The organism is Myxococcus guangdongensis, assembly GCF_024198255.1.
Classification (GTDB): Bacteria; Myxococcota; Myxococcia; order Myxococcales; family Myxococcaceae; genus Myxococcus; species Myxococcus guangdongensis.
In genome coordinates, this window is sequence record NZ_JAJVKW010000002.1 from 510,530 (window position 1) to 535,692 (window position 25,163).

Sequence of the window (25,163 nt, forward strand, 5' to 3'; positions counted from 1 at the left end):
ACTTGGCAGAACGGGATATGCGCTCCAAGAAGACCAAGTTCATTTTCGTGACGGGCGGAGTGGTCAGCTCCCTCGGCAAGGGCCTCGCCTCGGCCTCCATCGGCGCCCTGCTGGAGAACCGTGGCCTCGCCGTCACGTTGCTCAAGCTGGACCCGTACATCAACGTGGACCCGGGCACGATGAGCCCGTTCCAACACGGTGAGGTCTTCGTCACCGAGGACGGTGGCGAGACCGACATGGACCTGGGCCACTACGAGCGTTTCACCAACGCGCGGATGAGCCGGCTCAACAACTTCACGTCCGGCCGCATCTACCACGCGGTCATCATGAAGGAGCGCCGCGGCGAGTACCTGGGCAAGACGGTGCAGGTGATTCCGCACATCACGGATGAAATCAAGGCGAGCATCCGTCAGGCGGCCCAGGACGCGGACGTGGTCATCGTGGAGGTGGGCGGCACGGTGGGCGACATCGAGTCGCTGCCCTTCCTCGAGGCCATCCGCCAGATGCGCTACGACGTGGGCAGCCAGAACGCCGTCTACGTGCACCTGACGCTGCTGCCGTACATCGGCGCGGCCGGCGAGGTGAAGACCAAGCCCACGCAGCACTCGGTGATGAAGCTGCGCGAAATCGGCATCCAGCCCGACTTCCTCGTGTGCCGCACGGACCGCGAGGTGTCGCGCGAGCTCAAGGACAAGATTGCGATGTTCTGCAACGTGGACACCGGCAACGTGTTCACGTCCCCGGACGTGCGCAGCATCTACGAGCTGCCCCTGGAGCTGCACCGCCAGGGCCTGGATGACCGGCTCGCGGAGGTGCTCAACATCTGGAGCCGCGCGCCGCACCTGGAGCGCTGGGAGAACATCATCCGCAAGGTGTACGAGCCCGCGCGAGGCCAGGTGCAGGTGGCCATCGTCGGCAAGTACGTGAACCTGACGGAGAGCTACAAGAGCCTCAACGAGGCGCTGCTCCACGGCGGCATCGCCAACGACGTGAAGGTCAACCTGCACTTCGTGGACAGCCAGGACGTGGAGGCGCAGGGGCCCGAGAAGCTGCTCGCCGGCGTGGACGCCATCCTGGTCCCCGGCGGCTTCGGCGTGCGGGGCACCGAGGGCAAGATTGCCGCCGTGCGCTACGCGCGGGAGAAGAAGATTCCCTTCTTCGGCATCTGCCTGGGCCTGCAGATGGCGGTGGTGGAGTTCAGCCGCACCGTGCTGGGGCTCACCAACGCGAACAGCCTGGAGTTCAACGAGCACACGCCGCACCCGGTGGTGACGCTCATGGAGAGCCAGGTGTCGGTGCAGGACAAGGGAGGCACCATGCGCCTGGGCAGCTACGCCTGCGCGCTCAAGCCGGGCACCCGCGCCCACCAGCTCTACGGCCAGGACCTCATCCAGGAGCGCCACCGGCACCGCTACGAGGTGAACAACGGCTACCGCGGCCGCCTGCAGGAGGCGGGATTGGTCATCTCCGGTCATAATCCGGAGCTGAACCTGGTGGAGATGATCGAGCTGTCGGACCACCCCTACTTCGTCGGCTGCCAGTTCCACCCCGAGTTCAAGAGCAAGCCCTTCGCCCCCCACCCCCTCTTCTCCGGCTTCATCAAGGCCGCGCTCGACCAGCGCGACGCCTCCGCCGGCCAGGTGCGCGCATGAGCGCCAGCAGCCTTCCGATTACCCTCTGTGGCCACAAGGTTGGCCCGGGACAGAAACTCTTCGTCATCGCCGGCCCGGACAGCATCGAGTCCGAGGAGATGGCGCTGAAACATGCTCACTTGCTCAAGGGCATCACCAGCCGGCTGGGCGTGCCCTATGCCTTCAAGTGCTCTTATGACAAGGCCAACCGGACAAGCGGGAAGTCCTTCCGAGGTCCTGGCCTCCGGGAAGGGCTGCGCATCCTAGCGCGTATCAGGGATGAAGTGGGCGTCCCGGTCCTCACGGACGTCCATGAAACCAGCCACGTAGGTCCTGCCTCGGAAGTTGTGGATATCATCCAGATACCGGCGTTCCTCTGCCGGCAGACGGACCTGGTCGAGGCGGTGGCTCGCTCGGGGAAGGGCGTGAATTTGAAGAAGGGACAGTTCGTGGCCCCCAAGGACATCGTCCACTCGGCGCGCAAGGCGTTCGAGTCGGGCAACCCCAACGTGCTCGTCACCGAGCGGGGTTCGACCTTCGGCTACAACAACCTGGTGGTGGACATGCGGGGCCTGGCGCAGATGCGCGAGGCGGGCCTGGCGGTGTGCTTCGACGCCACGCACTCCGTGCAGCAGCCCAGCTCCGGTGACGGTGTGACGGGAGGCGACCGGAAATTCGTCTCATTGCTCGCCCGTGCTGCCGCTGCCGCCGGGATTGATGCATTGTTCACGGAAGTCCATGAGGACCCTGACCGTGCCCTGTGTGACGGTCCGTGCTCCCTCAATCCACAGATGTTCGAGGACGTGGTACGAAATGTGCTGGATATCCGCCGGGTGTTGGGACACGAGCCCGGCTGATGAACACGACGAGGGGAGCCGAGCAAACGATGCAGACGGACGCACCTTCCAAGCCTGGAAAGGAAGAGCTGACGTCCCGCGCGGCGCGCGTGCGGCTCTTGGTCTTCGACGTGGACGGGGTGCTCACCGACGGCGGCCTGTATTACGGCGACGGCGGGGAGCTGATGAAGCGCTTCGACGTGAAGGATGGTCACGCCCTGGTCATGGCCCGGTTGTCGGGCCTGCCCGCCGCCATCCTCACCGCTCGCACCTCAGGAATCGTGGAGGCACGCGGGCGGGAGCTCGGGCTGGCGGCTGTGTTTCAAGGCCGCCGGGACAAGGGTGCCGCACTGGACGAGCTTCTCCAACAGTTGGGCGTACCCCATGAGGCCTGTGCCTACATGGGGGATGACCACAATGACCTGGCCCCGCTGTCGAGGGTGGGCTTGTCCGCGTGTCCTGCGGATGCAGTTCCCGAGGTGCGTCAGGAGGTCCACTTCGTGGCTCAGAGCCCGGGAGGCCGTGGGGCCGCTCGGGAGCTCGTGGAGCTCTGCCTCAAGGCCAGTGCCCGGTGGGACGGGGCCGTGGGTCTGATGAGGGGGACTGATGGACGCAGTGCGCAGAGAGGTTGAAGGAAACCCCGTATTCAAGGTAGGTGGTTGATTCCATGGGCAGCGGAATGATGCAGCAAGAGGGGAGTACGGCGATGACGGACCAGCTCTACACGACGCACGACATCAGTCGTTTGCTTCAGGTGGATCCGTCCACGGTGAGCAAGTGGATTGACCGGGGCATCCTGATGGCCTTCAGGACGCCGGGCGGTCACCGCCGGGTGCGCTCGGCGGACCTGCGCACCTTCCTCATCGCGCACCAGATGCCGGTTCCGGAGGAGCTGGGCAGCGGCACGGTGCGGCTGTTGGTGGTGGATGACGAGCGGGCGGTGCTGGACGCCGTCAAGCGCGCGTTCAAGCCGTTCTCCGCGCAGGTGGAGCTTCAGACGACGACGAGCGGCGTGGAGGCCCTGCTGCTGGTGTCCGAGCAGAAGCCGCACGGGATGATCATCGACCTGAACATGCCGGACATCGACGGCCTCGAGGTCTGCCGTCGCATCCGCGCGCGCAAGCAGATGGAGGGTGTGCGGCTCATCACGATGACGTCCATGCACACCGCCGACGTCGTGGAGCAGTCCAAGCAGGCTGGCGCGCTCGCGTGCCTGGCCAAGCCGCTCGATGTGCAGCAGGTGCTGGAGCTGTTCCGCGTGCCCATCTCGCTCGGCGCCAAGCGCTGAGGTCGGGAGGGCTTCCGCCGCCCCCTCGCGGAAGCCCTCGACAGGGGTGAAGAAGGAGGAAGCCGCGCCGTTCTCGGCGGACAGCGGCCTCCCAGGAGGGGTGTGCGCGCGATTCGACGCCTCGCGCGGAAATCAGCCCTGGACCTTGACCTCGATGACCCGAGGCTTGGACTCCTCGCGTCGCGGCAAGGTGAGCGTCAGCACGCCCTGCTCGTAGCGCGCCTCCACCTTGGTGGCGTCCACCGTCTCCGGCAGGGAGAACGAGCGCGTGAAGCTGCCCTGGGCTCGCTCCTGGCGGCGCACGGACACGCCCTCGGCGACGGGCTGTGCCTTGCGCTCGGCCTTCACGGTGAGCACGTCGCGCTCCACCGTCACCTGGATGTCCTTGGCGTCCACGCCCGGCACGTCGAGGTGCAGGGTGACGCCCGCCTCGGACTCGAGGATGTCGGCCGCGGGCACGCGCTCGCGGGCCGCGGACTGACGGAAGAAGCCCGGCTGGGCGAACTCACGGAAGAGCGCGTCGAAGTCGCGCATCAGGGGGTTCACCACCACGGCGGAGTTGAACGGGTTGCGATTCTGCATGGTCTTCTCCTGTGCGTGACACTCCTCTGGCGGAGTGCACGGTGTGTGAATCACAGACGTTGTCGTTGTCAGCGGTTCCGCCTCGGGGGCCCCATCGGGGCTCCACTCCAGCGCCGCCTCACAAGACTCAAGAGAACCATGCTCCGGGACGTGTCAAGCAACGCCCCCAGGCCCTCGCGGCACCTTCACACCCTGCCCGCACGCCTGCTCTCCGGGCCTCCGAACGGGGGCCCTCCAGGACGGGCGGACGCGGTCGACTTCAGTCGTCGTCGCGGGCCAGGGCCACGGCGTAGGCCTCCTCGTTGCGCGACACGTGCACCGTCCACGGGCGGCAGCAGACAGGGCAGTCCTCGATGTAGCGCTCCGCGCTGGCGCCGATGGGGTCGACGTCGACCTCCACCTCTTCGCCACAGTAGGGGCACTGCTGGATGGCGGCTTCCGCGAAGGGCTGCATGGTGGTGCCTCCTCGCCCTCGTAGCGGGCGAAAGCGTCGCGGACTGAGCGTCCGCGCCGTCAGACGGTAGACTCCCGAGCCATGGCTTCTCCTTCCCGCAATCGCATCGGCGAAATCCTCGTCAAGGCACGCGTCATCGACGAGCTCCAGCTCCGCAGTGCCATGGCCTCCCTGGACCAGTGGGGTGGTCGGCTGTCGCGCGTCGTCTCCGACCTGGGGCTGGCCACCGAGGACACGATTACGGAGGCCATCTGCCAGGGCCTGGGGATGCAGCGCGTGCAGTTGGGCAACATCAGCCGGGACGCGGGCGCGCTCGCGCGCGTGGACATGACGCTCGCCGAGCAGAAGGGCGTCTTCCCCGTGTCGCTCAAGGACAACGGCAAGACGCTGGTGCTGGCCATGGCGGACCCCACGGACCTGGCCACGCTGGACCAGGTGGCGGCCCGCAGCCGAGCCCGGGTGGTCCCCATGGTGGCGGGCGAGCGTGAAATCGAGCACGCCATCCTGCGCCACTACCGAGGCCAGGAGCCGGTCATCAGCACCCGCTTCTCGCCCTCGCGCAACCAGTCCTCGGACACGCAGGCCACCGTCGACGAGCAGGAGGACGAGTTCAAGGTCGTCGACATGAGCGGCAAGACGGTGGTGAAGCGCATCGCCGACATCCTCCCGCCCGAGCCGCCCGCGGCGGCGCCAGCGCCCCGCGCTCCGGAGCGCCCCGCACCGCCCGTGGCGGCCCAGGGTTCGAGCGCGGCGGACATCCTCGACGAAATCCTCGCCGGCGGCCCGTCCACCACGCCCGAGTGGACGGACGAGGACCTGCAGCGGCTGCAGACGCTCCAGCAGAACCAGGAGAAGAGCTCCAAGATTCTGCGCGCCCTGCTGGAGCTGCTCCTGGAGAAGGGCAAGCTCCAGCAGCGCGAGCTCGCCGCCCGGATGCGCCTGTAGCGCGTCAGCCCGCTTCCTGGAGCTCCCGCCCGGTGAGCCCCAGGAGGTAGAGGATGGTGTCCAGCCCGCCGGCGGAGATGGACGTGTCGGCGGCCTCGCGCAGCCGGGGCTTGGCGCGGAACGCGATGCCCAGCCCCGCGCGCTCCAGCATCAGCAAGTCGTTGGCGCCGTCGCCCACCGCGATGACCTGCTCGAGCAGGATGCCCTCCTGGGCCGCGAGCTGCTCGAGCAGCTCCGCCTTGCGGCGCGCGTTGACAATGGCCCCCACGGTGCGGCCGGTGAGCCGGCCGCCCTCCTCCTCCAGCACGTTGGAGAAGGCGTGGTCGATGCCGAGCCGCGACTTGAGCGCCTCGGCCGCCACGGAGAAGCCGCCGCTGATGACGGCGGTGCGGTAGCCCAGCCGCTTGAGCACGCGCACCAGCGTCTCGGCGCCCTCCGTCAGGGGCAGATTCGCCGCGAGCTGCCGCAGCACGCCCACGTCCAGCCCCGCGAGCAACGCCACGCGCTGGCGCAAGGACTCGTCGTAGTCCATCTCCCCCTGCATGGCGCGCTCGGTGATGCGGGAGACCTGCTCGCCCACGCCGTGCGCGCGCGCCAGCTCGTCGATGACCTCGATGCGGATGAGCGTGGAGTCCATGTCCATCACCACCATCCGCTTGCCGCGCCGGAACAGGCTCTCCTTCTGCAGCGCCACGTCGAAGGTGGCGTCGCGCATGGACAGCGCCAGGAGCGAGCGCTTGAGCACCTGGGGCTCCAGCGTGGGCGGCAGGGTGACGTGCAGCTCCATGGAGCCCAGGTGCGGCTCGGACAGCCGGACGATTCGCTCCACGTTGGCGCCCGCCTGGGCCAGGTGCGAGGTGAGCGAGTGCAATTGCCCCGCCCCCAAGGCGCGCCCCACCGCGGTGACGACGTAGCGCGCGGGCACGGGAGCCCCGAGGTCCGGTGTCTCCACCGCCTGGAAGTCCAGCGCCACGCCCAGCTCCCGCGCGGCGAAGAGCAGCGCCCGGGGGATGCCCACCGACTCAGGCAGCCGCACCAGGAGGCACAGCGTCAGGCGGCCCTGCACCACCACCTGCTCCACGTCGAGCAGCTCGGCGCCCGCGTCCGCGAGCAGGCCGGTGAGGCGGGCGGTGATGCCGGGGTGGTCCTTGCCCGTCACGGTGACGAGCACACAGCCAGGGGAAGACGAGGTCATGGCGGGCGGACAATGCCATGACGCCGCCTGGACGGGGCGGACGCCGCGAGGCCCTCGCGACGTGCCTGCCTGCGACCGCCGGGGTGACGGTGGCGGCGGAGGGCCCATCCCTGGCGCCTCCACGCCATCACCGTCCACGCGGGGGGGCGAGCCTCACGAGGAGGCCCGCGCCCGGCAGTGCGTCACTGCTGGGGCGACTCCGAGGACAGGATGAGGTCGTTGCGCACGAGGAACTCCTTCTCCGGGAAGGCCTTGTAGAAGTCCTCGAGCATGGCGTCGATGTCCGGGTAGCGCTGCTCGCGCTTGTCCTGGGTGGCCTTGTCGAAGAGCTGGTCCAACCCGCTGGGCGCCTCGGGGTTGACCTCCGAGGGCAGCGGCGAGCGGCGGCCCGGAATCTGCCCGGTCAGCATCTCGTAGAGCAGGATGCCCAGCCCGTACACGTCCGCGGAGGGGCCCGGCTCCTTGGCGCCGCGGTTCATCAGCTCCGGGGCCATGTACGCCATGCCGCCGGTGCCCACGAAGACCTGGGGCATGCCCTTGGTGGCGTCCACCTCCACCACGCGGCCCAGGCCGAAGTCGGACAGCTTGGCGTTGCCGTAGCCGTCGAAGAGGACGTTCTCCGGCTTGAGGTTGTGGTGCGTCAGCCCCGTGGCGTGGGCGGCGCGCAGGCCGTAGGCCATCTGCAGGAAGGTGCGCAGCGCGAAGGGCACCGGCACCCCGCTGCCACCGCCCGCATCCAGCCGCTCCTTCAGGCTGCCGTTCATCAGCTCCAGGACGAAGTAGGGCCGGCTGGCCTCCACGTTCTGGTCCACCACCTGGACGATGCCGGGGTGGCGCACCTGGGCCTGGGCGCACAGCTCCTTCTTCAGCCGCTTGAGCACCTCACCGCGCTGCAGGAAGGAGAAGTAGCCGAAGATGTCCTTGAGCTCCTTCAGGCAGATGTCCAGCCCCAGCGCCGTGAAGCGGCCCTTGAAGACGGTGCCCAGGGGGCCCGTGCCGATGGGGTCGAACTTCTGGTAGCGCAAATCCAGCTCCGTGCCCTTCGGGGCGACGGGCGCGGCGGCGACGGGAGAAGTGGCGGCGGGAGGGGGCATGGAAGGGGCGGCGGCGGACGACGACGGGGGAGCGAGGGGCAGCGGCGCGGTGGGAGCCAGACCGATGGAGGTCTCCCGGCGGGGCTCGGGCACCGCGGGGGTGACGAGCGCCACGGGCGCCGGCGGCGTGAAGGGCGCCGGGACGGGCACCGGCACCTGCGACGTGTTGGGCGGCGGCGTCAAATCCAGCGCGGGCATGGCCGAGCGCGCGGCGCGCATCGGGGGCATGGGCGGCGGCGACGGGGGCGGCGCAATCTGCGTGGCCGCGGTGGGCACCACCTCCGCCTCGTCCAGGAGCAGCTCCGGCGGGGGCGGGGGCAGAATCAGGGACTCCTCGGTGCCCTGGGCCACGGGGGGCTCGTCCTCGGCGGAGGCCAGCTGGTCGGCGAAGAACTCGCCCACCTCCACGGAGAACTTGTCCGAAAGCTCCCCGCCCGCCACGCGCTCGCCCTGCTCGGTGAGCTTGAGCTGGGCCTCGCGGTCCATGGCGATGTAGTGGAACTTGCGCAGGAAGAAGAAGTAGTTGTCGAAATCGAGCGAGACGGACGGCTCCAGCGCGGCCTTCACATCGGCCAGCTTGTTGGAGCGTCCGTGTTGGCCGTTCTCCCTCAGGTTTCGGAGGATGAACAGCGCCTCGCCACTGACGGCGTCGCGGTTGATGGCGGCCTTCGGCATGGGTGGGCGACTCTACGACGTCCGCCCGCCATCGCTCAACGTGGGACTGCCAGAACCCGGGGGTTCTCAGCGGATGCGAAGCAGCTGCTTCACCGTCTCCAGGACCTCGACGAACTTCACCGGCTTGCGCAGGTAGATGTCCACGCCCAGCTGCAGCGCGCGGTCCTGGGCCTCCTTGCCGCCGGCGGAGATGGCGATGACGGGGATGCCCTTGAGGACCTCATCCTCGCGGATGCGCTCCACGAGCGCGAAGCCGTCCATCACCGGCATGTAGAGGTCCGTCATCACCAGGCTGAAGCGGCCCTCGCGCAGCATGCCCAGCGCGTGGTGCCCGTCCGGGGCGAAGTGGACCTCCAGGGGCACCTTCCCGTGCAGCTCCCCGGACGCCAGCTTCTTCAGGACGTAGCTGTACATCTCGATGATGTGCGGGTTGTCCTCGACGATGAGCACACGGTACCCCTCGTGCTCGGCGTGGGGCGCGTGGCTGTTGGGTCCTGCCGCACTCAAGATGTCACCCAGTCTGCGCCTGTCCTCCGCGCGCTCGACGCGGACCCCGACTCCTCCGGGCTGATCGACGCCCGCGGGCCTCATCCAGGCCACGATGCCGGTGACTTCTACCGGATCCAGCAGTCCCGGGAAAGAAAGTGCGAGGCGCACGTCCTCCCCCAGCGTGAAGGCCTGGTCGGTCTGCACGAAGAGCCCCGAATGGGACAGGTTCTCCGTGACGTCACGCGCCTGGCGTCCGTCCGCGTACTCCACCTTCAGCACGGCCGGGATCCGGGGGTGCTGGCGCTTGTTCTCTGGGCCCGGGGTCATAACAAGGGGTTGAAATCGCTCGGCAATTTGCTGATGGCGGCCCAGTGTACCGTCGAGGGTTTATGTTGACAACGCGGCCTTTGGAGCAATACGTAGCCCCCCGCCATGGCGGAGCCCCTGTTCACTCCTGAAGAGCAGAAGAAGTTCGACGCGGGTATCGCGGAGATCATCTCCCACTACCCCCCTGAGCGCAAAAGCGCGGGCATGCTCCCGGCGCTGCGCGTGCTCCAGGAGATCAAGGGCTGGCTACCGCCCGAGGGCCTGCGGCTGGTGGCCAGGCACCTGGAAGTCACGCCGGAGCGCGCCTACGAGGTCGCCAGCTTCTACGTGATGTACCACCTGAAGAAGCCGGGCAAGTACGTCATCGACGTCTGCACGAACCTGTCCTGCTCGCTCTGGGGCGCGGAGAAGATGCTCGCCTACCTGGAGGAGAAGCTCGGCCTCAAGGCAGGTGAAGCCAACGAGAAGTTCACCTTGCGCGAGACCGAGTGCCTGGCCTCCTGCGGCACGGCGCCGTGCCTGCAGATCAACGAGGATCATCACGAGAGCCTCACCCGCGCGAAGCTGGACGCCATCCTGGCCAAGCTGAGCTGAAGCGCCACCCTTTCACGCAGGCAGGACGTCATCACATGGCCTCTACGGCAAAGGGCATCGACCCGATCATCTCCGCGGCCTGGGGCAAGCCCCAGTCCTGGACGCTGGACAGCTACAAGAAGCGCGGTGGCTACGAGGGTCTGAAGAAGGCGCTGGAGATGCAGCCGGCCGCCATCATCGACGAGGTGAAGAAGTCCAACCTCCGCGGCCGCGGCGGCGCCGGCTTCCCCACGGGCCTGAAGTGGAGCTTCGTCCCCAAGGACAGCCCCAAGCCCAAGTACCTCGCGGTCAACGGCGACGAGTCCGAGCCGGGCACCTTCAAGGACCGCTACATCCTCGAGGATGACCCGCACATGATGCTGGAGGGCATCGCCATCGCGTCGTACGCGCTGGGCGTGCACACCTGCTACGTGTACCTGCGCGGCGAGTTCAAGTTCCCCGCCGAGCGCTGCCAGGCCGCCATCGACGAGGCGTACAAGGCGGGCATCTTCGGCAAGAAGCTGATGGGCAAGGACTTCGAGCTCAACTGCTACCTGGTCCGCGGCGCCGGCGCGTACATCTGCGGCGAGGAGACCGCCCTGCTGGAGAGCCTGGAGGGCAAGAAGGGCTGGCCGCGCCTGAAGCCCCCCTTCCCCGCCGTCGTCGGCCTGTTCGGCAGCCCCACGGTGGTGAACAACGTGGAGACGCTCGCCAGCGTGCCCCACGTCTTCACGGGCGGCTCGGACTGGTACGCGAAGCTGGGCACGGACAAGTCGGGCGGCACGCGCCTGGTCTGCCTGTCCGGCACGGTGAACCGCCCGGGCGTCTACGAAGTGTCGATGTTCACCACGCTCGCGGAGCTCATCTACGACGACAAGTACGGCCGGGGCATGCCGGCGGGTCGCAAGGTGAAGGCCGTGATTCCCGGCGGGTCCTCGGCGCCGGTGCTGGGCGCGGACGAGCTGGACGTGGCCATGGAGTTCGAGGCCCTCAAGGTCAAGCAGACCATGGCGGGCTCCGGCGGCGTCATCGTCATGGACGACTCCACCTGCATGGTGCGCAGCCTGTGGCGCGTGGCGCGCTTCTACGCGGAGGAGTCCTGCGGCCAGTGCACGCCGTGCCGCGAGGGCACGCCGTGGCAGACGCGGCTCTTGCGAAAGATTGAAGAGGGACGCGGCGACCCGGGCGACGTGGAGATGCTCTCCAACGTGGCGTCCTCGATTGCCCCCTACCCGCCCATCGGCCTGGGCAACACCATCTGCGCGCTGGGTGACGCGGCGGCGCTGCCCACGCACTCGTTCCTGATGCGGTTCAAGGACGAGTTCGAGGCCCACATCCGCGAGAAGCGCTGCCCGTTCGGCGACAAGCCCTGGGGTTCGTTCGGAGACTGGTCTTGAACATCGAGCTCATCCTCTTCGGGGCGTTCGCGCTCCTGACGCTGCTGTCGGCCGGGATGGTCATCTTCGCGCGGAGCCCCATCAACTCCGCCATGGCCCTGGTCTCCACGTTCTTCTTCCTGGCCGGGCTGTACGTCCTGCTCTGGGCGCACACGGTGGCGGTGCTCCAGGTGCTCGTCTACGCGGGCGCCATCATGGTGCTCTTCCTGTTCGTCATCATGCTGCTCAACCTGAGCGAGTCGCCCTCGCGTGGAAAGCCCACGCTGGCGCGAATCCTGGGCGGCGCGGCGACGGTGGGCCTGTTGGTGGTGCTGGGCATCGCGCTCAGCAAGCTGCCCGCGGGGCCTCCCCCGTCCATGGGCATCGAGGCGCAGGCGACCTTCGGCACCATGGCGACGCTGGGTCAGGTCATCTTCACCCAGTGGCTGCTTCCCTTCGAGGCGGTGAGCCTGCTGCTGCTGGTGGCCATCGTGGGCGCGGTGGTCGTGGCCAAGTCGCGAATCTGATCGCAGCCGACTCCCTCAAACTTTCTGTGCTAGATGGCGGCGCAGGTCGTCCGCCCGCGAGGCCCCGAACCGGCCATGGTCCCCATCTCCTACTACCTCCTGCTTGCCGCCGCCCTGTTCTGCATGGGCATGTTCGGCGTGCTGGTGCGCCGCAACGCACTGGTCGTCTTCATGTGCGTGGAGCTGATGCTCAACGCGGCGAACCTGACGTTCCTGGCCTTCGCCCGCATGCACGGCGACAGCATCGGGCACGTCTCCGCCTTCTTCGTCATCGCGGTGGCCGCGGCGGAAGCGGCCATCGGACTGGCCATCGTCATCGCCGTCTTCCGGAGCCGAGGCAGCATCCTGGTGGAAGACATCCGGACCATGAAGCACTGACGGACACGCCAGGAGCCCACTCATGAGCACCTTCTCGGAATTCCTCCAGGTCGCGCCGGTCGCGCCAGAAGTGATGGCGCCCTCGCTCTGGCTCATCATCGCGCTGCCCCTCTTGGGCGCGTTCATCTGCGGCGTGTTCGGCAAGATGCTGGGCCGCGCCAACGTGCACCTGGTCGCGTGCTCCGCCGTCGCGGGCGCCTTCGTGTTGAGCGTGCTGGCCTTCTGGGCCACCAGCTCCATGGACCTGGAGAGCCGCCGGCTCCTGTCCTTCATCGTGAACCCGTTCGGCAACGAGCGGGACTACGTGCGCTACGCCATCGCGCACGACTACGGCACCTGGTTCTCGGTGGGCGACTTCCGGGTGAACTTCGGGCTGATGGTGGACCACCTGTCCGGCATCCTCCTGCTGGTCATCACCGGCGTGGGCTTCCTCATCCACCTGTACTCCACCAGCTACATGGAGCACGACGAGGCCTACTGGCGCTTCTTCGCGTACCTGAACCTCTTCGTCGCGGCGATGCTGACGCTGGTGCTGGCCGACAACCTGGTCCTGCTCTTCGTGGGCTGGGAGGGCGTGGGCATGGCCAGCTACCTGCTCATCGGCTTCTGGTACACGGACCCCGCCAAGGCGTGGGCCGGCCGCAAGGCGTTCGTCACCAACCGCATCGGTGACTTCGCCTTCCTCATCGCCACGTTCCTGATGGTGCTGATGGTCGGCGCCTTCAACAAGCAGGCCGACGAGCGCGACTACACGGCCGCGGGCAGCACGAGCCAGCGCTACGCCGCCGCGCTCCAGGACAAGGGCCCCGTCACGTTCCTGGGCCTGCAGAAGTTCGCCGAGGCGATGCCCGAGGGCGGCGCCGGCAAGGTGGACCTGTCCACGACCATCGCCTCAGGGCCCCTGGAGGGCTACACGTTCGGCGGCGTGATGACGGTGGCGCTCCTGCTGTTCCTGCTGGGCGCCGCGGGCAAGAGCGCGCAGCTGCCGCTCTACGTCTGGCTGCCGGACGCCATGGCCGGCCCGACGCCGGTCTCCGCGCTCATCCACGCCGCGACGATGGTGACCGCGGGCATCTACCTGTTCAGCCGCATGGCCGCGCTGCTGGTGCTCAGCCCCACGGCGATGGCCACGGTGGCCATCATCGGCGCGCTGACGTCGCTCCTGGCGGCGCTCATCGCCTTCGCGCAGGACGACATCAAGAAGGTGCTCGCCTACTCCACGGTGTCCCAGCTGGGCATCATGTTCATGGGTGTGGGCATGGGCATCTTCTGGGCGGCCGTGCTGCACCTGGTGACGCACGCGTTCTTCAAGGCGTGTCTGTTCCTCGGCGCCGGCAGCGTGATGCACGGCAACGGGGACGAGACGGACATCAAGAAGCTGGGCGGCCTGCGCCACGAGATGAAGTGGACGTGGGGCACCTTCTTCGTCGCCACGCTGGCCATCACCGGCATCATCCCGCTGTCCGGCTTCTTCTCGAAGGACGCCATCTTCCACGGCGTGCACCACAACCACCTGGAGGGCCTGCACTGGGTGTCCAGCGCGGTCTACTACCTGGGCCTGCTCATCGCCGCGTGCACCGCGTTCTACATGACGCGCGTGTACCTGCTGACCTTCGAGGGGCCCCGCTCCAAGGAGGCCAAGGTGGCGCACGCGCACGAGAGCGCGTGGCAGATGACGCTGCCGCTGGTGGTGCTGGCGGTGCTCAGCGTGGTGGCCTCCGTGTACGCGTGGCCGCTGCTCAAGGCGCCCGGCGACGGTCGTCCCCAGCCGGTGTTCGAGAACTTCCTGAGCCCGGTGTTCGCCGCGATGAACCGCGTGGTCGCCACGGGCAAGACGGTGCAGCTCGACACGAGCGTCCCCACGCTGGCCGACTACGGCTTCGCGTGGCTGGTGGCGGTGTCCGGTGGCGCCCTGGCGGCGTTCCTGTACCTGCGCTACTTCCCGTCGCGCGCGGGTCAGCCCGCGCCGGCCTACGCCCGGGCGGTGCGCCGCGCGGCGCAGAACAAGTTCTACGTGGATGAGCTGTACGAGCTGGTCATCATCCGGCCCATCAAGTTCATGAGCTTCATCCTCTTCCGCGTGGTGGACGCGCTCCTCATCGACACCGTGGCGGTGCGCGGCACGGCGTGGGTGACGGCGCGCGTGGGCAGCGCGCTGCGCTACGTCCAGTCGGGCGACGCCCAGGCCTATGCCGCAGTGATGGCCCTCGCCCTGCTCGGCGGCGTGGCCTACGCCCTCATCCAGGTGCTGCAATGAGCTTCTTCGACACCCACCTGCTCAACCTCGTCGTCTTCCTGCCGCTCGTCTTCGCGGCGCTGGTGCTGATGCTGCCCGCCGGCGAGTCGGGGCAGATTCGCGCCGTCACGTTCATCGGCATGGTGGTGGACCTGGTCTTCGGCGCGTGGGCGTACTCACGCTTCGAGGTGGGCGGCCCCGAGTTCCAGCTCGAGTACCGGGTGCCCTGGTTCAAGGAGTTCGGGCTGAGCTACCACCTGGGCGTGGATGGCCTGGCGGTGAGCCTCATCCTCCTGACGGTGTTCCTGGGCCCCCTGGTGGTGCTGGCCTCCACCACGTACATCAGCCACCGCATCAAGGAGTTCCACCTGGCGCTGCTGGTGCTCCAGACGACGATGCTGGGCGCGCTGGTGTCGCTGGACGTGCTGCTCTTCTACATCTTCTTCGAGGCCATGCTCATCCCCATGTACCTGCTGGTGGGTGTGTGGGGCGCCGAGGACCGCCAGATGGCGGCGGTGAAGTTCTTCCTCTACACGCTGGTGGGCTCGCTGCTGATGCTGGTGGCGCTCATCGCGGTGTACTTCATCAGCTCGCCCGCGGGCGCGCGCTCGTTCGACTACGCGAGCATCTACAACGGCCTGTTGGACGCGAACCGGCAGCTGTCCGCGTGCTCGGCGGGACCCGCGGGGGCGTGTGACTCACTGACGGGCATGGCCGCGACGCTGCACACCTACGGCCCCTGGCTGTTCGCGGCGTTCGCGCTGGCGTTCGCCATCAAGGTGCCGATGTGGCCGGTGCACACGTGGTTGCCGGACGCGCACGTGCAGGCGCCGGTGGCCGGCTCCATGATTCTGGCCGGCGTGATGCTGAAGATGGGCACCTTCGGCTTCTGGCGCTACGCGATTCCGCTCTTCCCGGTGGCCGCGCAGCAGGCCCGGCCGTTCCTGGCGACGCTGGCCGTCATCGGCATCGTCTACGGGGCGCTCATGTGCCTGGCGCAGCGGGACATCAAGAAGCTCATCGCCTACTCGTCCGTCAGCCACCTGGGCTACTGCATGCTGGGCATCTTCGCGCTGACGGCGGAGGGCGCCACGGGCAGCGCGTACCAGATGCTCAACCACGGCGTGTCCACGGGCGCGCTGTTCCTCCTGTTCGGCTTCCTCTACGAGCGGCGCCACAGCCGCCTGATGGCGGACTTCGGTGGCATCGCCAAGGTGATGCCGGTGTTCACCACGGCCTTCATCATCATCACCTTCTCCTCGGTGGCGGTGCCCGGCACCAACGGCTTCATCGGTGAGTTCCTGGTGCTGCTGGGCACGTTCAAGAGCGATTTGGGCGCGGCCGCGGGCAACCCGCACCTGACGGCGGTGTTCGGCGCGTTCGCGACCACGGGCGTCATCCTGGGCGCGGCCTACATGCTGTGGATGGTGCAGAAGGTGTTCTTCGGCGGCCTGACGCACCGGGAGAACCAGCACCTGCGCGACATGAACGTGCGCGAGAGCCTGACGGTGCTGCCCTTCATCATCCTCGTCGGGGTGATGGGTCTGATGCCCCAGCCCTTCCTCGACCGCATCGAGCCGTCCACGGAGCGCTTCCTCTCCCGCGCCCGCGTGGGCACGCCTGGAGCGGGTGTGCAGGCCGACCAGGTGCGCGTGGAGGTGATGTCCCTGCCGGCCAACCCCACCGTGGCAGCCCCGAGCGCCCCTGCCCCGCTCGCCGCCCGGGCCGTCCCCTCGTCCCGGCCGTAAGCCGACTGAGCCCTCGCCATGACCTTGCCCCTGCCCAATCTCACCCTGGCAGACTTCCTCCCGCTGCTGCCCGCCATCATCCTGGTGGTGGGAGCGTGCATCCTGCTGCTGTCGGAGGTGTTCCTCAGCACCACCGCGTCGCGGTCCTACCAGGCCGTGCTCGCCGTGGTGTCGGCGGTGGCGGCCGGCGCCGTGGCCGTGTCCAACATGTTCGAGCCGGCGCACGAGGCGTTCCTCGGCTTCGGCGTGCTGGACCCGTTCTCCAGCTTCCTCACCTTCGTGGTGTGCGTGGGCCTGGGGCTGGCGTCGCTCAGCTCCGTGAGCTTCCTGCGCAAGCGCGGCGCGGAGCGCGGTGAGTTCTACGCGCTGATGCTCTTCGCCGCGGCGGGCATGAGCCTGCTGGCGCTGTCCAACGAGCTCATCACCCTGTTCGTCAACCTGGAGGTCCTCTCCATCGCCACGTACGCGCTGACGTCGTACCTGCGGCGCGGGACGCGGCCCTCCGAGGCGGGCTTCAAGTACTTCATCCTGGGCGCGTTCTCGTCCGCGGTGCTGCTGTACGGCGCGGCGCTCCTGTACGGCGCCACCGGCACCACCAAGCTGACGGCGATGGCCGGCCCGCTGTCCACGGCGCTCGCCACCCAGCCGGCGCTGGTCTACGCGGGCCTCATCCTCCTGGGCTCCGGCTTCGCCTTCAAGGTGGCCGCGGTGCCGTTCCACATGTGGACGCCGGACGTCTACGAGGGTGCCCCCACCCCCGTCACCGCGCTGATGAGCGCGGGCGTGAAGGCGGCGGCCTTCGCGGCGCTGGTGCGCGTGTTCCTGACGGTGGGCAAGGGCATCGACCCGCAGATGCCGCTGGTGCTGTTCTCGTCGCTGGCCTTCCTCACCATGGTGGTGGGCAACCTGCTGGCGATTCCGCAGCGCAACGTGAAGCGCATGCTGGCGTACTCGTCCATCGCGCACGCCGGCTACCTGCTGGTGGGCGTGGCGGCGCTCTTCGTGACGGCGCCGGGCGAGCAGTTCCGCCTGCTGGGACCGTCGGAGCTGACGGGTGGCTCGCCGCTGGAGCTGGCCCGCTCGCAGGCCCTGCGCGGCATCCTCTTCTACCTCTTGGCCTACACCTTCAGCGCGGTGGGCGCCTTCACCCTGGTCTCCGTGCTCGAGCGTCGCGAGGACGAGGAGAAGGGCACCGCCTGGGATTTGGAGCGCTTCAGCGGCCTGGCGCAGCGGCGTCCGGGTTGGGCCGTGGCGATGGCGGCGTTCATGCTGTCCCTGGGCGGGATTCCCCCCACCATCGGCTTCATGAGCAAGCTGCTCATCTTCCAGAGCGCAGTGGACTCGGGCCTCATCGGCCTGGCCATCATCGGCGTGCTGTCCAGCGCGGCGGGCGTCTATTACTACCTGCGCGTGGTGGTCTACATGTTCATGCGCCCGGTGCCCGAGGGCGCCCAGGCGCTGGAGCGCAGCTGGTCCACCGAGCTGGCCCTGGTGCTCTCCACCGCCGCCGTGGTGGTGCTGGGCATCCTCCCCGGCCCCGTCACCGCGTGGCTGGAGCAGGCCAGCAGCCTCTTCGGTCAGTAGCCTTCCCGCGGGCAGCAAGCCCGTCGACTCCGCCCGCCCCGGCCTCGTGCCCGGGCGGGCGTCGTCTTTCTGGGGCACCCAGGTGCCGCGGTCAGCGCGGGAGTTCGCCGCGCAGCTCGTACGTCTCCAGGCGCGTGCGGGCTCCGGCCTTCCGCAGGGCGTCCTCCAAGGATGGGTTGTCCGTCATCACCACGCCCAGGGACTGACGCGCGGGCCCCACGCGGGTGAAGGCGTCCTCCAGGAGCGCCCGCGCATGTGCGAGGGACACCGCGAAGAAGGGGTAGAGCACCACGCCGCCGGAGCGCAGGTCCATCACCCCCAGCCGCTCGGTGGCCGCGCCCTCCCCTCGGGTCAGCTTGAAGAGCTGGTGCGAGGCCAGCGAAGAGAAGCGCGCGAGCTTGCCCGGAATCATCCCGAAGGCCTCCGTCAGCGGCTCCCCATCCGATGACTCCACGGGCGACACCCGGAGGCCGCGGGGCGCCTCCGGCAGCGTGGCCACGTGGGCCCGCGTCACCTCCAGGTCGGTGGCCTGCCGGGCGCGCCGCATCCCCAGCGAGCCGTAGAGCTCCAGGGCCGGGGTGTTGTCGCGCACCACCATGAGGCACCAGTGCTGGCAGCCCTGCGTCCGGAGGCGCTCGGCCGACCTCAGCATCATCCACCGCCCCAGCCCCTGACGGCGCGCGGTGGGCGCCACCACGAGCTGGCCCACGTACCCCATGACACCCAGGGCCTCCGTGGACGTGTACCCCACCACCCCACCCGGCCCCTCGACGAGGAAGGTGCGACTCGCCAGCTCCTGCTCCCACATGGATACGGGCGGCGGAGGGTCCTCCAGCCCCAGCTCCACGAACAGCCTGGCGTACGTCGGGTAATCGTCGGCGCGTCCGGGTCTCTGCACCCACGGACACGACCCCACATCCACCGTCATCGGCCTGCCTCCGGCAAGGAAGGAGCGCTACCGACGCGAGCCTGACTCAACGCCCGACGGCACAAAAGAAGGCGGCCCGACACTCCAGGGGAGGGTCGGGCCGCGGGTCTTCTGAAGGTGACTCACCGGAAGTGCTGAAGGGGTGGGGGGGAACCGCCTTCAGCCTCGCTTCGATGTGTCCCGCGTGAACCTATAGCAGTCGCCGTGCCAGACCCCGTTTTGAGACAAACTCCAGTTTTCTCAGGCACTTAGAGGTCTGCCCAACAATGGCCCACCCCGGTGATTGCATTTCAGCCCTGCAATCGGCTTTCAGAACTGAAAATCATCAATGAGTCCGGGCGGTTGTGTTTTTCACCGATGAACCCCGTTCATTTCGGATCTGAATCCACGGGTGCGCAAAAGTTACACGTCCAACTCCACCCTACTCCCGACCCACCTCGTTGGGCGGCCGGAGGTTGAGGCGCTTCATCTTGCGCCACAGGGTGGTGGAGGAGACGCCCAGCTCGTCGGCGACGCGGGCCAGGTCCACGCCGTGGCGCTCCAGGGACTGGGCGATGGCGCGGCGCTCGGCGTCCTCGACCACCTGGGCCAGGGTGGGCCCCGAGCTGGTGCCAGGAGGCAGACTGCCCGGGCCGTCCAGCATGCCCAGGGCGCTGGTGCCGGCGACGGGCGTCAGGCGGGCCTGGCGCAGCGGGAAGTCCTCGGGCAACAGCTCGTCGCTCTCCGAGAGCGCGGCGGCCTGCTCCACCAGGTTCTCCAGCTCGCGCACGTTGCCCGGGAAGTCGTAGCTCATCAGGTGCGTCACCGCGGCGGCGGACAGGCGCCGGGGGTTGGGGCTGCGGGTGTTGGCGCGCCCCAGGAAGTGCTCGGCGAGCGCGGGCACGTCATCCAGGCGCTCACGCAGGGGCGGCACGCGCAGCGTCACCACGTTGAGGCGGTAGTAGAGGTCCTGGCGGAAGCGCTTCTCACGCACCTCCTGCTCGATGTCGCGGTTGGTGGCCGCCACGGTGCGCACGTCCACGCGCAGCGCGGTGGACTCGCCCACGCGGCGCACCTCGCCCTCCTGCAGCGCGCGCAAGAGCTTCGACTGGAAGGTGGGGCTGGTCTCCGTCACCTCGTCGATGAAGAGCGTGCCGCCGTCAGCCTCCTCGAACAGGCCCCGGCGGGCCTTCACCGCGCCGGTGAAGGCGCCCTTCGCGTGGCCGAACAGCTCGCTCTCCAGCAGCGACTCGCTGATGGCCGCGCAGTTGACGGGCACGAAGGAGCGCCCCTTGCGGCGGCTGTGCGCGTGGAGCGCGCGCGCCACCAGCTCCTTGCCCGTGCCGCTCTCGCCCTGGATGAGCACCGTGGCGTCGCTCTGGGCCACGCGCATCAGCCGCGAGGTGAGGTCCCTCATGGCGGCGCTGCGGCCCACCAGCGCGGACAGGCCGTGGCGCTCGTTGAAGTCCGTGGCCAGGTTGTCCACGTCGCGCAGCAGGCGCGCTCGCTCCAGGGCGCGCTCCACGCGGTAGCGCAGCTCGCTCTCCTTGAAGGGCTTGGTGACGTAGTCGTACGCACCCAGGCGCATGGCCTCCACCGCGCTCTCGATGGAGCCGAAGGCCGTCATCATGATGACCTGCAGCCGCGGGGCCACCTCCAGCGCGCGCTTGAGGAGCGTGAGCCCGTCCATGGGCTCCATCTTCAAGTCCGTCAGGAGCAGGTCCATGCTGCCGCCGGACAGGTGCGCCAGGGCTTCCTCGCCGGTGCCCGCCTCGAAGACGGTGTAGTGCTCGGCGCGCAGGAGCAGCGCGGTGGTCGCGCGCATGTTGCGCTGGTCGTCCACGACGAGGATGCGTCCGCGGGACGGCGGGAGGTTCGCGTCGGTCATGGGAAGGACGGGGGCTGCGAGAGGGGAAGCCGGAAGGTGAAGGTGGTACCGCGACCGGGGGTGCTGTCCACGGCGATTTCGCCGCGGTGCTCCTCGAGGATTCGTTTCACGACAGCCAGCCCCAGGCCGGTGCCCTGGGCCTTGGTGGTGAAGAAGGGTTCGAAGACGCGGTGGAGCAGCTCGGCGGGAATCCCCGGCCCCTGGTCCGCCACGTCGATGCGCAGCTGCTCCCGGCCCGCGTGGGCCTCACGGCGCGCGCGCACCTGCACCAGGCCCCCCTGCGGCATGGACTGGATGGCGTTGACCGCCACGTTGACCAGCGCCTGGCGGATGAGCCGGCGGTCCATGGGCACGGGCGGCAGGCCCTGCTCCACCTCCGCGTCGATGCGCACGGGCCGGTCCGGCGCCCCACCCTGCGCGCGCGCCGCCTCCAGCGAGTCCTGCAGCACGCGGCTCAAGTCCTCGTGCTGGAGCACCGGGTCGCGGGGCCGCGTGTAGTCGAGCAAGTCGCCCACCATGCGGTTGAGGCGGTCGCTCTCCTCGCCCAGGATGTCCAGCAGCATGGCCGCGTCGCCCGAGGGCTCCAGGAGCCGGCGCAGCGAGGCCACCGCGTTGAAGATGACGCCCAGGGGGTTTCGCACCTCGTGGGCGACGATGGCGGACAGCTCGCCCAGGGCGGCCAGCCGCTCGCGCTTCACCATCTCCGCGCGCGTGGCGGCCAGCTCCGCGTAGCTGGCCCACAGCGATTCGTACAGGCGCGCGTTGGCGATGGAGAGTGACAGCTGGCCACACGTGGCCTCCGCCAGCTCCACCAGCTCCGGGCTGAACGTGCGCGCGCGGCGCGTGTCGTCCACCAGCACCACGCCGATGAGCTCCTCGCGCGAGGTGAGCGGCAGCGCCAGGAGCGCCTTCTCCCCGAAGCGCTGGACGAGCTGCGGATTGAAGCCGCCGCCAGAGGCCTCCACGTCCTCGATGACCACCGGCTTGCGCTCGCGCGCGGCGCGCGATGCCACGCTGTCGCTGGAGAGCGACAACACCACCGTGCGGAAGAAGTCGCGGTGCGCCGCGGAGGCCGCCGCGCCCCGGAGCACCTTCGCGCTCTCGTCGTACAGCATGATGTAGCAGTTGGAGACGTCCAGCAGGTGGACGAGGAAGTCCGACGCCACGTCGAGGATGCTCGAGGTCTCCAGCACGCCCGACGTCGTCCGGGCCAAATCCAGGAGCAGCCGCGTCTCGGTCAGCTGGCGTTCGGACTCCGAGCGCAGCCGGCGCTGCTCGAGCAACGTCACCAGCAGCTCCGACAGCGTCCCGAGCAGCCGCACGTCTCGCGCGTCGAAGGGACGGTCCGGCGCGCGCAGCACCTGGAGCACGCCGCACGCCTCGCCGCCTCGCGCCAGTCGCACCGCCGCGCCACTGCCCAACGTGCCTTGCGAAGCCTCGCGCAGCGCCTGGGCCTGCGCCTCGCTGGTGAGGTCGCCATCCAACGCGTCCGGCACCGAGCCGCCCATCACCCCCCCCAGCCGCGCCACGTCGCCGCCCGGGCCCACCACCTCCGTCAGGCCGACGTGGGCCGACAGCACCAGGGGCCCCTCCGTCTCCCGTGTCAGGTGCAGCACCGCGGCCTCCGCCAGCAGCAGCTCCGACACGCGCGAGAGGAAGTCCTCGGGCGTGGGTGGAATCGGCCGAGCCACGAAGCGCGCCATCTCCGCGACGGCCCCCACCTCCCACCGGCTGCGCGTGCTGTCCGACTGCACGCGCGCGTCCGTCAGCGCCGCGCCCACCACCTTCGCGAAGAGCGTCAGCACCGAGCCATGCCGGGGCGCCACCCACGGCCCCTCCACCCGAAGGACCTCCACCTGGGGGCCGCCGACGGGCAGGTACACGTGCGTGGGCGAGGCCCGCTCCGCGCCGCCGAACACGGGGCGCCCGTCCGACAGCGCCTCCAGCCCCAGGGCCACGTCCGGCGGAGGCGCGCCGCCATCGAGCGCGTTGAGCCGCAGACCGTCCCAGCGCAAGAGCCGCACCCGGAAGCCCGCGGCCTCCAGGCCCTTGAGGGCCACCCGTCGCACCGCGTCCTCGGAGTGCGCGGACACCAGGCTCGCGGAGGTCTCCACCAGCCGCTCCGCCATGGACAGCTCGGGGGGCTTGTCCGTCAGCGGCAGCAGGTTGAGCAGCAGCGCGTGCCGCCCGTCCTCCAGCGGGATTCGGGACGCGTAGAGGGCGACCTCGCGCGTGGCGCCGTCAGCCGAGGGCACCTGGTAGACCTGCGTCCTCGCCTCCATGGCCCCGCCGGACTCCACCAGGCGGTAGCGCTCGACGAGCCGGCTGCGCTCCTCGGGCTGGACGAAGTCCATGACGGAGCGCCCCTCCACCCGCTCGCGGGGCAGCCCCACCAGCGCGAGGTAGGCGTCATTGGCCGAGGACACACGCCCGTCCACCACCGCGAGCACGGGGTTGCCGAAGGGCTCGATGAGGGCGCGCAGCGACGCCTCGCTGTAGTGGCTGGTGCTCATCCGCGACGCAGAACCCGCTTCTCGCCCACCCGGAGCGTCACCTTCTCCCGGTCGAAGTACTCGGACAGAGGGATGACGAACTTGCGGCTCTGTCCCACCAATTCCTTGAAGGACTGGGTGGTAATGTCCTTCTTCTCGCGCAGGTGGGCAACCAGCCGTTCCTTCAAGGCCCCCAGACTGCCCGCGTCGAAGCACAGCTCCTCGCTGACGCGGACCACCTTGCCTTCGGCCATCAATGTTTTCAGCAGCTCGCGCAGGCGGGGCGCCGGGAGCTGGAGCTTCTGGGACAGCTCGCCCTCGGTGGGCGGCGCCAGCCCCGCCGCGGACAGCTCCGCGGCGAGCCGCGCCCGCGCCGCCTCGTCCCCCAACGACAGCGCGCGTCCGCGCCCCTTCAGGCGCACCAGGTCCCGCTCGACCTCCAGCTTCCCCGCGTCCCCCAGCCCCTGCAACACCCGCTGGAAGGCCCGCGCATCCAACTCGCCGGACAGCCGCTGACGAAGCTCTTCGCGGGACAAGCCCTCACGCAAGGGCTCACGCTCGTGGAAGGCCGCCAGCACCGCGAGCGCCCGGCCTTGCAGCCCCTCGAGCACCTCGCCGGACAGGTACAGCCGGCTCTCCCGGTCCAACAGCACCACCGCGCCCCGCGCGCCCAGGAGCTCCAGCGCGCGCGTGAGCACCTTGGGTCCCAGCGCCGAGCGGCCGAACAGCGCCTGCTGCGTGAGCCCCGCGTAGCCCGCCTGCCGGAGCAGCCACGCCACCTGCCCCGCCGGGTCCGCTTCTCGCAACGGCGCCACGATGGACGCGCCACCCTTGCGGCGCCTGGGCGGGGAAATCGACAGCACGCGCCCGCCCGCCACCGTCGCGCCCCGCCCCGGCAGCGCGCGTGAGCCCCGCAGGATGAAGCGCTGCCCCACGAGCGCGGCCACCGGTGCGTCCAGGCGCAGCTGCGCGAGCGTCGTCTCGCCGGGCTCCAGCCGCTCCACGTCCAGCAGCGCCACCGTGGCCTCCACCTGCGCGGTGCCCAGGTGCAACAGCAGCTTGCGGCGGCGCGGCAGGGGCGACGGCGCGGAGGGGAGCAGCGTCAGCTCCACGTCGAGCATGCGCGTCTCGGGCAGCTCTCCTGCGCGCGTCAGCACCTGCCCCCGGTGGAGCGACTCCGGCTCCACGCCGGGCAGATTCACCGCGGCGCGCTGGCCCGCCTCCACCCGCGTCACCGCGCGCCCATGCTGCTGCACCCCGCGCACGCGCAGCGGCCCGGGCGTGCCTGGCAGGAGCGACACCGCGTCGTCCACCGCCACCGTGCCCGACAGGAGCGTGCCCGTCACCACGGTGCCGAAGCCCTTGAGGGTGAAGACGCGGTCCACCGGCAGGAAGGTGGGCCCCTCCGAGGGGCGCTTGCCCAGCGAGCCCACGGCCCGGGTGAGCGCCGCGCGCAGCGCCACGAGCCCCTCGCCCGTGCGCGTCGAGCACGGCACCACCGGCGCGCCCTCCAGGAACGAGCCCGCGGTGAGCGCGGCGAGGTCCGCCTCCACCAGCGCGCGCCACTCGGGCCCCGGCTCCGCCAGCAGGTCCGACTTGGTGAGCGCGACGACGCCGGCGCGAACGCCCAGCAGACTGCAGATGTCCAGGTGCTCGCGCGTCTGGGGCATCACGCCCTCGTCCGACGCCACCACCAGCACCGCCAGGTCCACGCCGCCCGCGCCCGCGGCCATCGCCTTCACGAAGCGCTCGTGGCCCGGCACGTCGACGACGCCCGCGAGGGTGCCGTCGTCCAGCGTCAGGTGCGCGAAGCCCAGCTCCAGGGTGATGCCCCGGCGCTTCTCCTCCTGGAGCCGGTCCGTGTCGATGCCGGTGAGGGCCTTCACCAACGACGTCTTGCCGTGGTCGATGTGGCCCGCCGTCCCGACAATCATCGCA

The 25,163-nt window shown here is 69.4% G+C and carries 21 protein-coding genes; 12 read left to right on the forward strand and 9 right to left on the reverse strand.

Going from position 1 to position 25,163, the window contains the following annotated elements; translation table 11 throughout:
- Positions 1–17: 17 nt before the first annotated feature.
- Genes LXT21_RS06940 through LXT21_RS06955 form a run of 4 tightly spaced genes read left to right on the forward strand, consistent with a single transcriptional unit; the run spans position 18 to position 3,755 of the window.
- The gene (locus tag LXT21_RS06940; RefSeq protein WP_254037295.1) at positions 18–1,652 is read left to right on the forward strand and encodes a CTP synthase; all 1,635 of its coding nucleotides are present in this window, start codon (positions 18–20) and stop codon (positions 1,650–1,652) included.
- A complete protein-coding gene (gene kdsA / locus LXT21_RS06945) occupies positions 1,649–2,488 on the forward strand; it encodes a 3-deoxy-8-phosphooctulonate synthase (RefSeq protein ID WP_254037296.1) in 840 nt (279 codons plus the stop codon). Before LXT21_RS06940 ends, kdsA begins: the two co-directional genes overlap by 4 nt.
- A 29-nt stretch (positions 2,489–2,517) precedes the next feature.
- A complete protein-coding gene (locus LXT21_RS06950; protein ID WP_046717472.1) occupies positions 2,518–3,099 on the forward strand; it encodes a KdsC family phosphatase in 582 nt (193 codons plus the stop codon).
- Positions 3,100–3,134: 35 nt separating this feature from the next.
- The gene (locus LXT21_RS06955; protein WP_046711239.1) at positions 3,135–3,755 is read left to right on the forward strand and encodes a response regulator; all 621 of its coding nucleotides are present in this window, start codon (positions 3,135–3,137) and stop codon (positions 3,753–3,755) included.
- Between the two features lie 132 nt (positions 3,756–3,887).
- On the opposite strand, the gene LXT21_RS06960 is transcribed toward LXT21_RS06955, so the two are convergent.
- On the reverse strand, positions 3,888–4,337 hold the full coding sequence (locus tag LXT21_RS06960) for an Hsp20/alpha crystallin family protein (protein ID WP_254037297.1): 450 nt from the start codon (positions 4,335–4,337) through the stop codon (positions 3,888–3,890).
- 259 nt (positions 4,338–4,596) lie between these two features.
- Positions 4,597–4,791 carry a CPXCG motif-containing cysteine-rich protein gene (locus LXT21_RS06965; protein ID WP_046711237.1) on the reverse strand — a complete coding sequence of 65 codons (195 nt, stop codon included), beginning with the start codon at positions 4,789–4,791 and terminating at the stop codon, positions 4,597–4,599.
- An 81-nt stretch (positions 4,792–4,872) separates the two neighbouring features.
- Between LXT21_RS06965 and LXT21_RS06970 the strand changes: the two genes are divergently transcribed.
- On the forward strand, positions 4,873–5,736 hold the full coding sequence (locus tag LXT21_RS06970) for a GspE/PulE/PilB domain-containing protein (protein WP_254037298.1): 864 nt from the start codon (positions 4,873–4,875) through the stop codon (positions 5,734–5,736).
- Positions 5,737–5,740: 4 nt separating this feature from the next.
- Here the strand turns inward: LXT21_RS06970 and serB are convergent, their stop codons facing one another.
- The 3 genes from serB to LXT21_RS06985 form a co-directional block, all read right to left on the reverse strand.
- Positions 5,741–6,931 carry a phosphoserine phosphatase SerB gene (gene serB, locus LXT21_RS06975; RefSeq protein ID WP_254037299.1) on the reverse strand — a complete coding sequence of 397 codons (1,191 nt, stop codon included), beginning with the start codon at positions 6,929–6,931 and terminating at the stop codon, positions 5,741–5,743.
- A 182-nt stretch (positions 6,932–7,113) separates the two neighbouring features.
- The gene (locus LXT21_RS06980; RefSeq protein WP_254037300.1) at positions 7,114–8,700 is read right to left on the reverse strand and encodes a serine/threonine-protein kinase; all 1,587 of its coding nucleotides are present in this window, start codon (positions 8,698–8,700) and stop codon (positions 7,114–7,116) included.
- 66 nt (positions 8,701–8,766) lie between these two features.
- Positions 8,767–9,516: a TIGR02266 family protein gene (locus LXT21_RS06985; RefSeq protein WP_254037301.1), complete on the reverse strand. Its 750-nt coding sequence runs from the start codon at positions 9,514–9,516 to the stop codon at positions 8,767–8,769.
- Between the two features lie 105 nt (positions 9,517–9,621).
- Between LXT21_RS06985 and LXT21_RS06990 the strand changes: the two genes are divergently transcribed.
- From LXT21_RS06990 to LXT21_RS07020, 7 genes are all read left to right on the forward strand, one after another.
- The gene (locus LXT21_RS06990) at positions 9,622–10,110 is read left to right on the forward strand and encodes an NADH-quinone oxidoreductase subunit NuoE family protein (protein ID WP_254037302.1); all 489 of its coding nucleotides are present in this window, start codon (positions 9,622–9,624) and stop codon (positions 10,108–10,110) included.
- 35 nt (positions 10,111–10,145) lie between these two features.
- The gene (gene nuoF, locus LXT21_RS06995) at positions 10,146–11,486 is read left to right on the forward strand and encodes an NADH-quinone oxidoreductase subunit NuoF (protein WP_254037303.1); all 1,341 of its coding nucleotides are present in this window, start codon (positions 10,146–10,148) and stop codon (positions 11,484–11,486) included.
- Complete coding sequence (locus LXT21_RS07000; RefSeq protein ID WP_254037304.1) at positions 11,483–11,992, forward strand: NADH-quinone oxidoreductase subunit J family protein; 510 nt, start codon at positions 11,483–11,485, stop codon at positions 11,990–11,992. Before nuoF ends, LXT21_RS07000 begins: the two co-directional genes overlap by 4 nt.
- 75 nt (positions 11,993–12,067) lie before the next feature.
- A complete protein-coding gene (gene nuoK, locus LXT21_RS07005; RefSeq protein WP_046711231.1) occupies positions 12,068–12,370 on the forward strand; it encodes an NADH-quinone oxidoreductase subunit NuoK in 303 nt (100 codons plus the stop codon).
- A 22-nt stretch (positions 12,371–12,392) separates the two neighbouring features.
- Positions 12,393–14,627 carry an NADH-quinone oxidoreductase subunit L gene (gene nuoL / locus LXT21_RS07010; protein WP_254037305.1) on the forward strand — a complete coding sequence of 745 codons (2,235 nt, stop codon included), beginning with the start codon at positions 12,393–12,395 and terminating at the stop codon, positions 14,625–14,627.
- Positions 14,624–16,354 (forward strand): complex I subunit 4 family protein, encoded by a 1,731-nt coding sequence (locus tag LXT21_RS07015; protein WP_254037306.1) that lies wholly within the window; start codon positions 14,624–14,626, stop codon positions 16,352–16,354. The genes nuoL and LXT21_RS07015 overlap by 4 nt, the downstream gene beginning before the upstream one ends.
- 24 nt (positions 16,355–16,378) lie before the next feature.
- The gene (locus LXT21_RS07020) at positions 16,379–17,938 is read left to right on the forward strand and encodes an NADH-quinone oxidoreductase subunit N (protein ID WP_254037765.1); all 1,560 of its coding nucleotides are present in this window, start codon (positions 16,379–16,381) and stop codon (positions 17,936–17,938) included.
- 91 nt (positions 17,939–18,029) lie between these two features.
- On the opposite strand, the gene LXT21_RS07025 is transcribed toward LXT21_RS07020, so the two are convergent.
- From LXT21_RS07025 to selB, 4 genes are all read right to left on the reverse strand, one after another.
- Positions 18,030–18,836 (reverse strand): GNAT family N-acetyltransferase, encoded by an 807-nt coding sequence (locus LXT21_RS07025; RefSeq protein ID WP_254037307.1) that lies wholly within the window; start codon positions 18,834–18,836, stop codon positions 18,030–18,032.
- A 451-nt stretch (positions 18,837–19,287) separates the two neighbouring features.
- A complete protein-coding gene (locus LXT21_RS07030; protein ID WP_254037308.1) occupies positions 19,288–20,733 on the reverse strand; it encodes a sigma-54-dependent transcriptional regulator in 1,446 nt (481 codons plus the stop codon).
- Positions 20,730–23,246: an ATP-binding protein gene (locus LXT21_RS07035; protein WP_254037309.1), complete on the reverse strand. Its 2,517-nt coding sequence runs from the start codon at positions 23,244–23,246 to the stop codon at positions 20,730–20,732. The genes LXT21_RS07030 and LXT21_RS07035 overlap by 4 nt, the downstream gene beginning before the upstream one ends.
- Complete coding sequence (selB, locus tag LXT21_RS07040) at positions 23,243–25,159, reverse strand: selenocysteine-specific translation elongation factor (RefSeq protein WP_254037310.1); 1,917 nt, start codon at positions 25,157–25,159, stop codon at positions 23,243–23,245. Before selB ends, LXT21_RS07035 begins: the two co-directional genes overlap by 4 nt.
- Positions 25,160–25,163: the final 4 nt, after the last annotated feature.

Bases quoted from the DNA above. Each gene is read 5' to 3' on its own strand.
- LXT21_RS06950 (WP_046717472.1), top strand. From the start codon at position 2,518: ATGCAGACGGACGCACCTTCCAAGCCTGGAAAGGAAGAGCTGACGTCC.
- LXT21_RS06965 (WP_046711237.1), bottom strand. From the start codon at position 4,791: ATGCAGCCCTTCGCGGAAGCCGCCATCCAGCAGTGCCCCTACTGTGGC.
- nuoL (WP_254037305.1), top strand. From the start codon at position 12,393: ATGAGCACCTTCTCGGAATTCCTCCAGGTCGCGCCGGTCGCGCCAGAA.
- nuoF (WP_254037303.1), top strand. From the start codon at position 10,146: ATGGCCTCTACGGCAAAGGGCATCGACCCGATCATCTCCGCGGCCTGG.
- LXT21_RS07030 (WP_254037308.1), bottom strand. From the start codon at position 20,733: ATGACCGACGCGAACCTCCCGCCGTCCCGCGGACGCATCCTCGTCGTG.
- kdsA (WP_254037296.1), top strand. From the start codon at position 1,649: ATGAGCGCCAGCAGCCTTCCGATTACCCTCTGTGGCCACAAGGTTGGC.
- selB (WP_254037310.1), bottom strand. From the start codon at position 25,159: ATGATTGTCGGGACGGCGGGCCACATCGACCACGGCAAGACGTCGTTG.
- LXT21_RS06990 (WP_254037302.1), top strand. From the start codon at position 9,622: ATGGCGGAGCCCCTGTTCACTCCTGAAGAGCAGAAGAAGTTCGACGCG.
- LXT21_RS07015 (WP_254037306.1), top strand. From the start codon at position 14,624: ATGAGCTTCTTCGACACCCACCTGCTCAACCTCGTCGTCTTCCTGCCG.
- LXT21_RS06970 (WP_254037298.1), top strand. From the start codon at position 4,873: ATGGCTTCTCCTTCCCGCAATCGCATCGGCGAAATCCTCGTCAAGGCA.
- LXT21_RS06955 (WP_046711239.1), top strand. From the start codon at position 3,135: ATGGGCAGCGGAATGATGCAGCAAGAGGGGAGTACGGCGATGACGGAC.
- serB (WP_254037299.1), bottom strand. From the start codon at position 6,931: ATGACCTCGTCTTCCCCTGGCTGTGTGCTCGTCACCGTGACGGGCAAG.
- LXT21_RS06985 (WP_254037301.1), bottom strand. From the start codon at position 9,516: ATGACCCCGGGCCCAGAGAACAAGCGCCAGCACCCCCGGATCCCGGCC.
- nuoK (WP_046711231.1), top strand. From the start codon at position 12,068: ATGGTCCCCATCTCCTACTACCTCCTGCTTGCCGCCGCCCTGTTCTGC.
- LXT21_RS06980 (WP_254037300.1), bottom strand. From the start codon at position 8,700: ATGCCGAAGGCCGCCATCAACCGCGACGCCGTCAGTGGCGAGGCGCTG.
- LXT21_RS07035 (WP_254037309.1), bottom strand. From the start codon at position 23,246: ATGAGCACCAGCCACTACAGCGAGGCGTCGCTGCGCGCCCTCATCGAG.
- LXT21_RS06960 (WP_254037297.1), bottom strand. From the start codon at position 4,337: ATGCAGAATCGCAACCCGTTCAACTCCGCCGTGGTGGTGAACCCCCTG.
- LXT21_RS06940 (WP_254037295.1), top strand. From the start codon at position 18: ATGCGCTCCAAGAAGACCAAGTTCATTTTCGTGACGGGCGGAGTGGTC.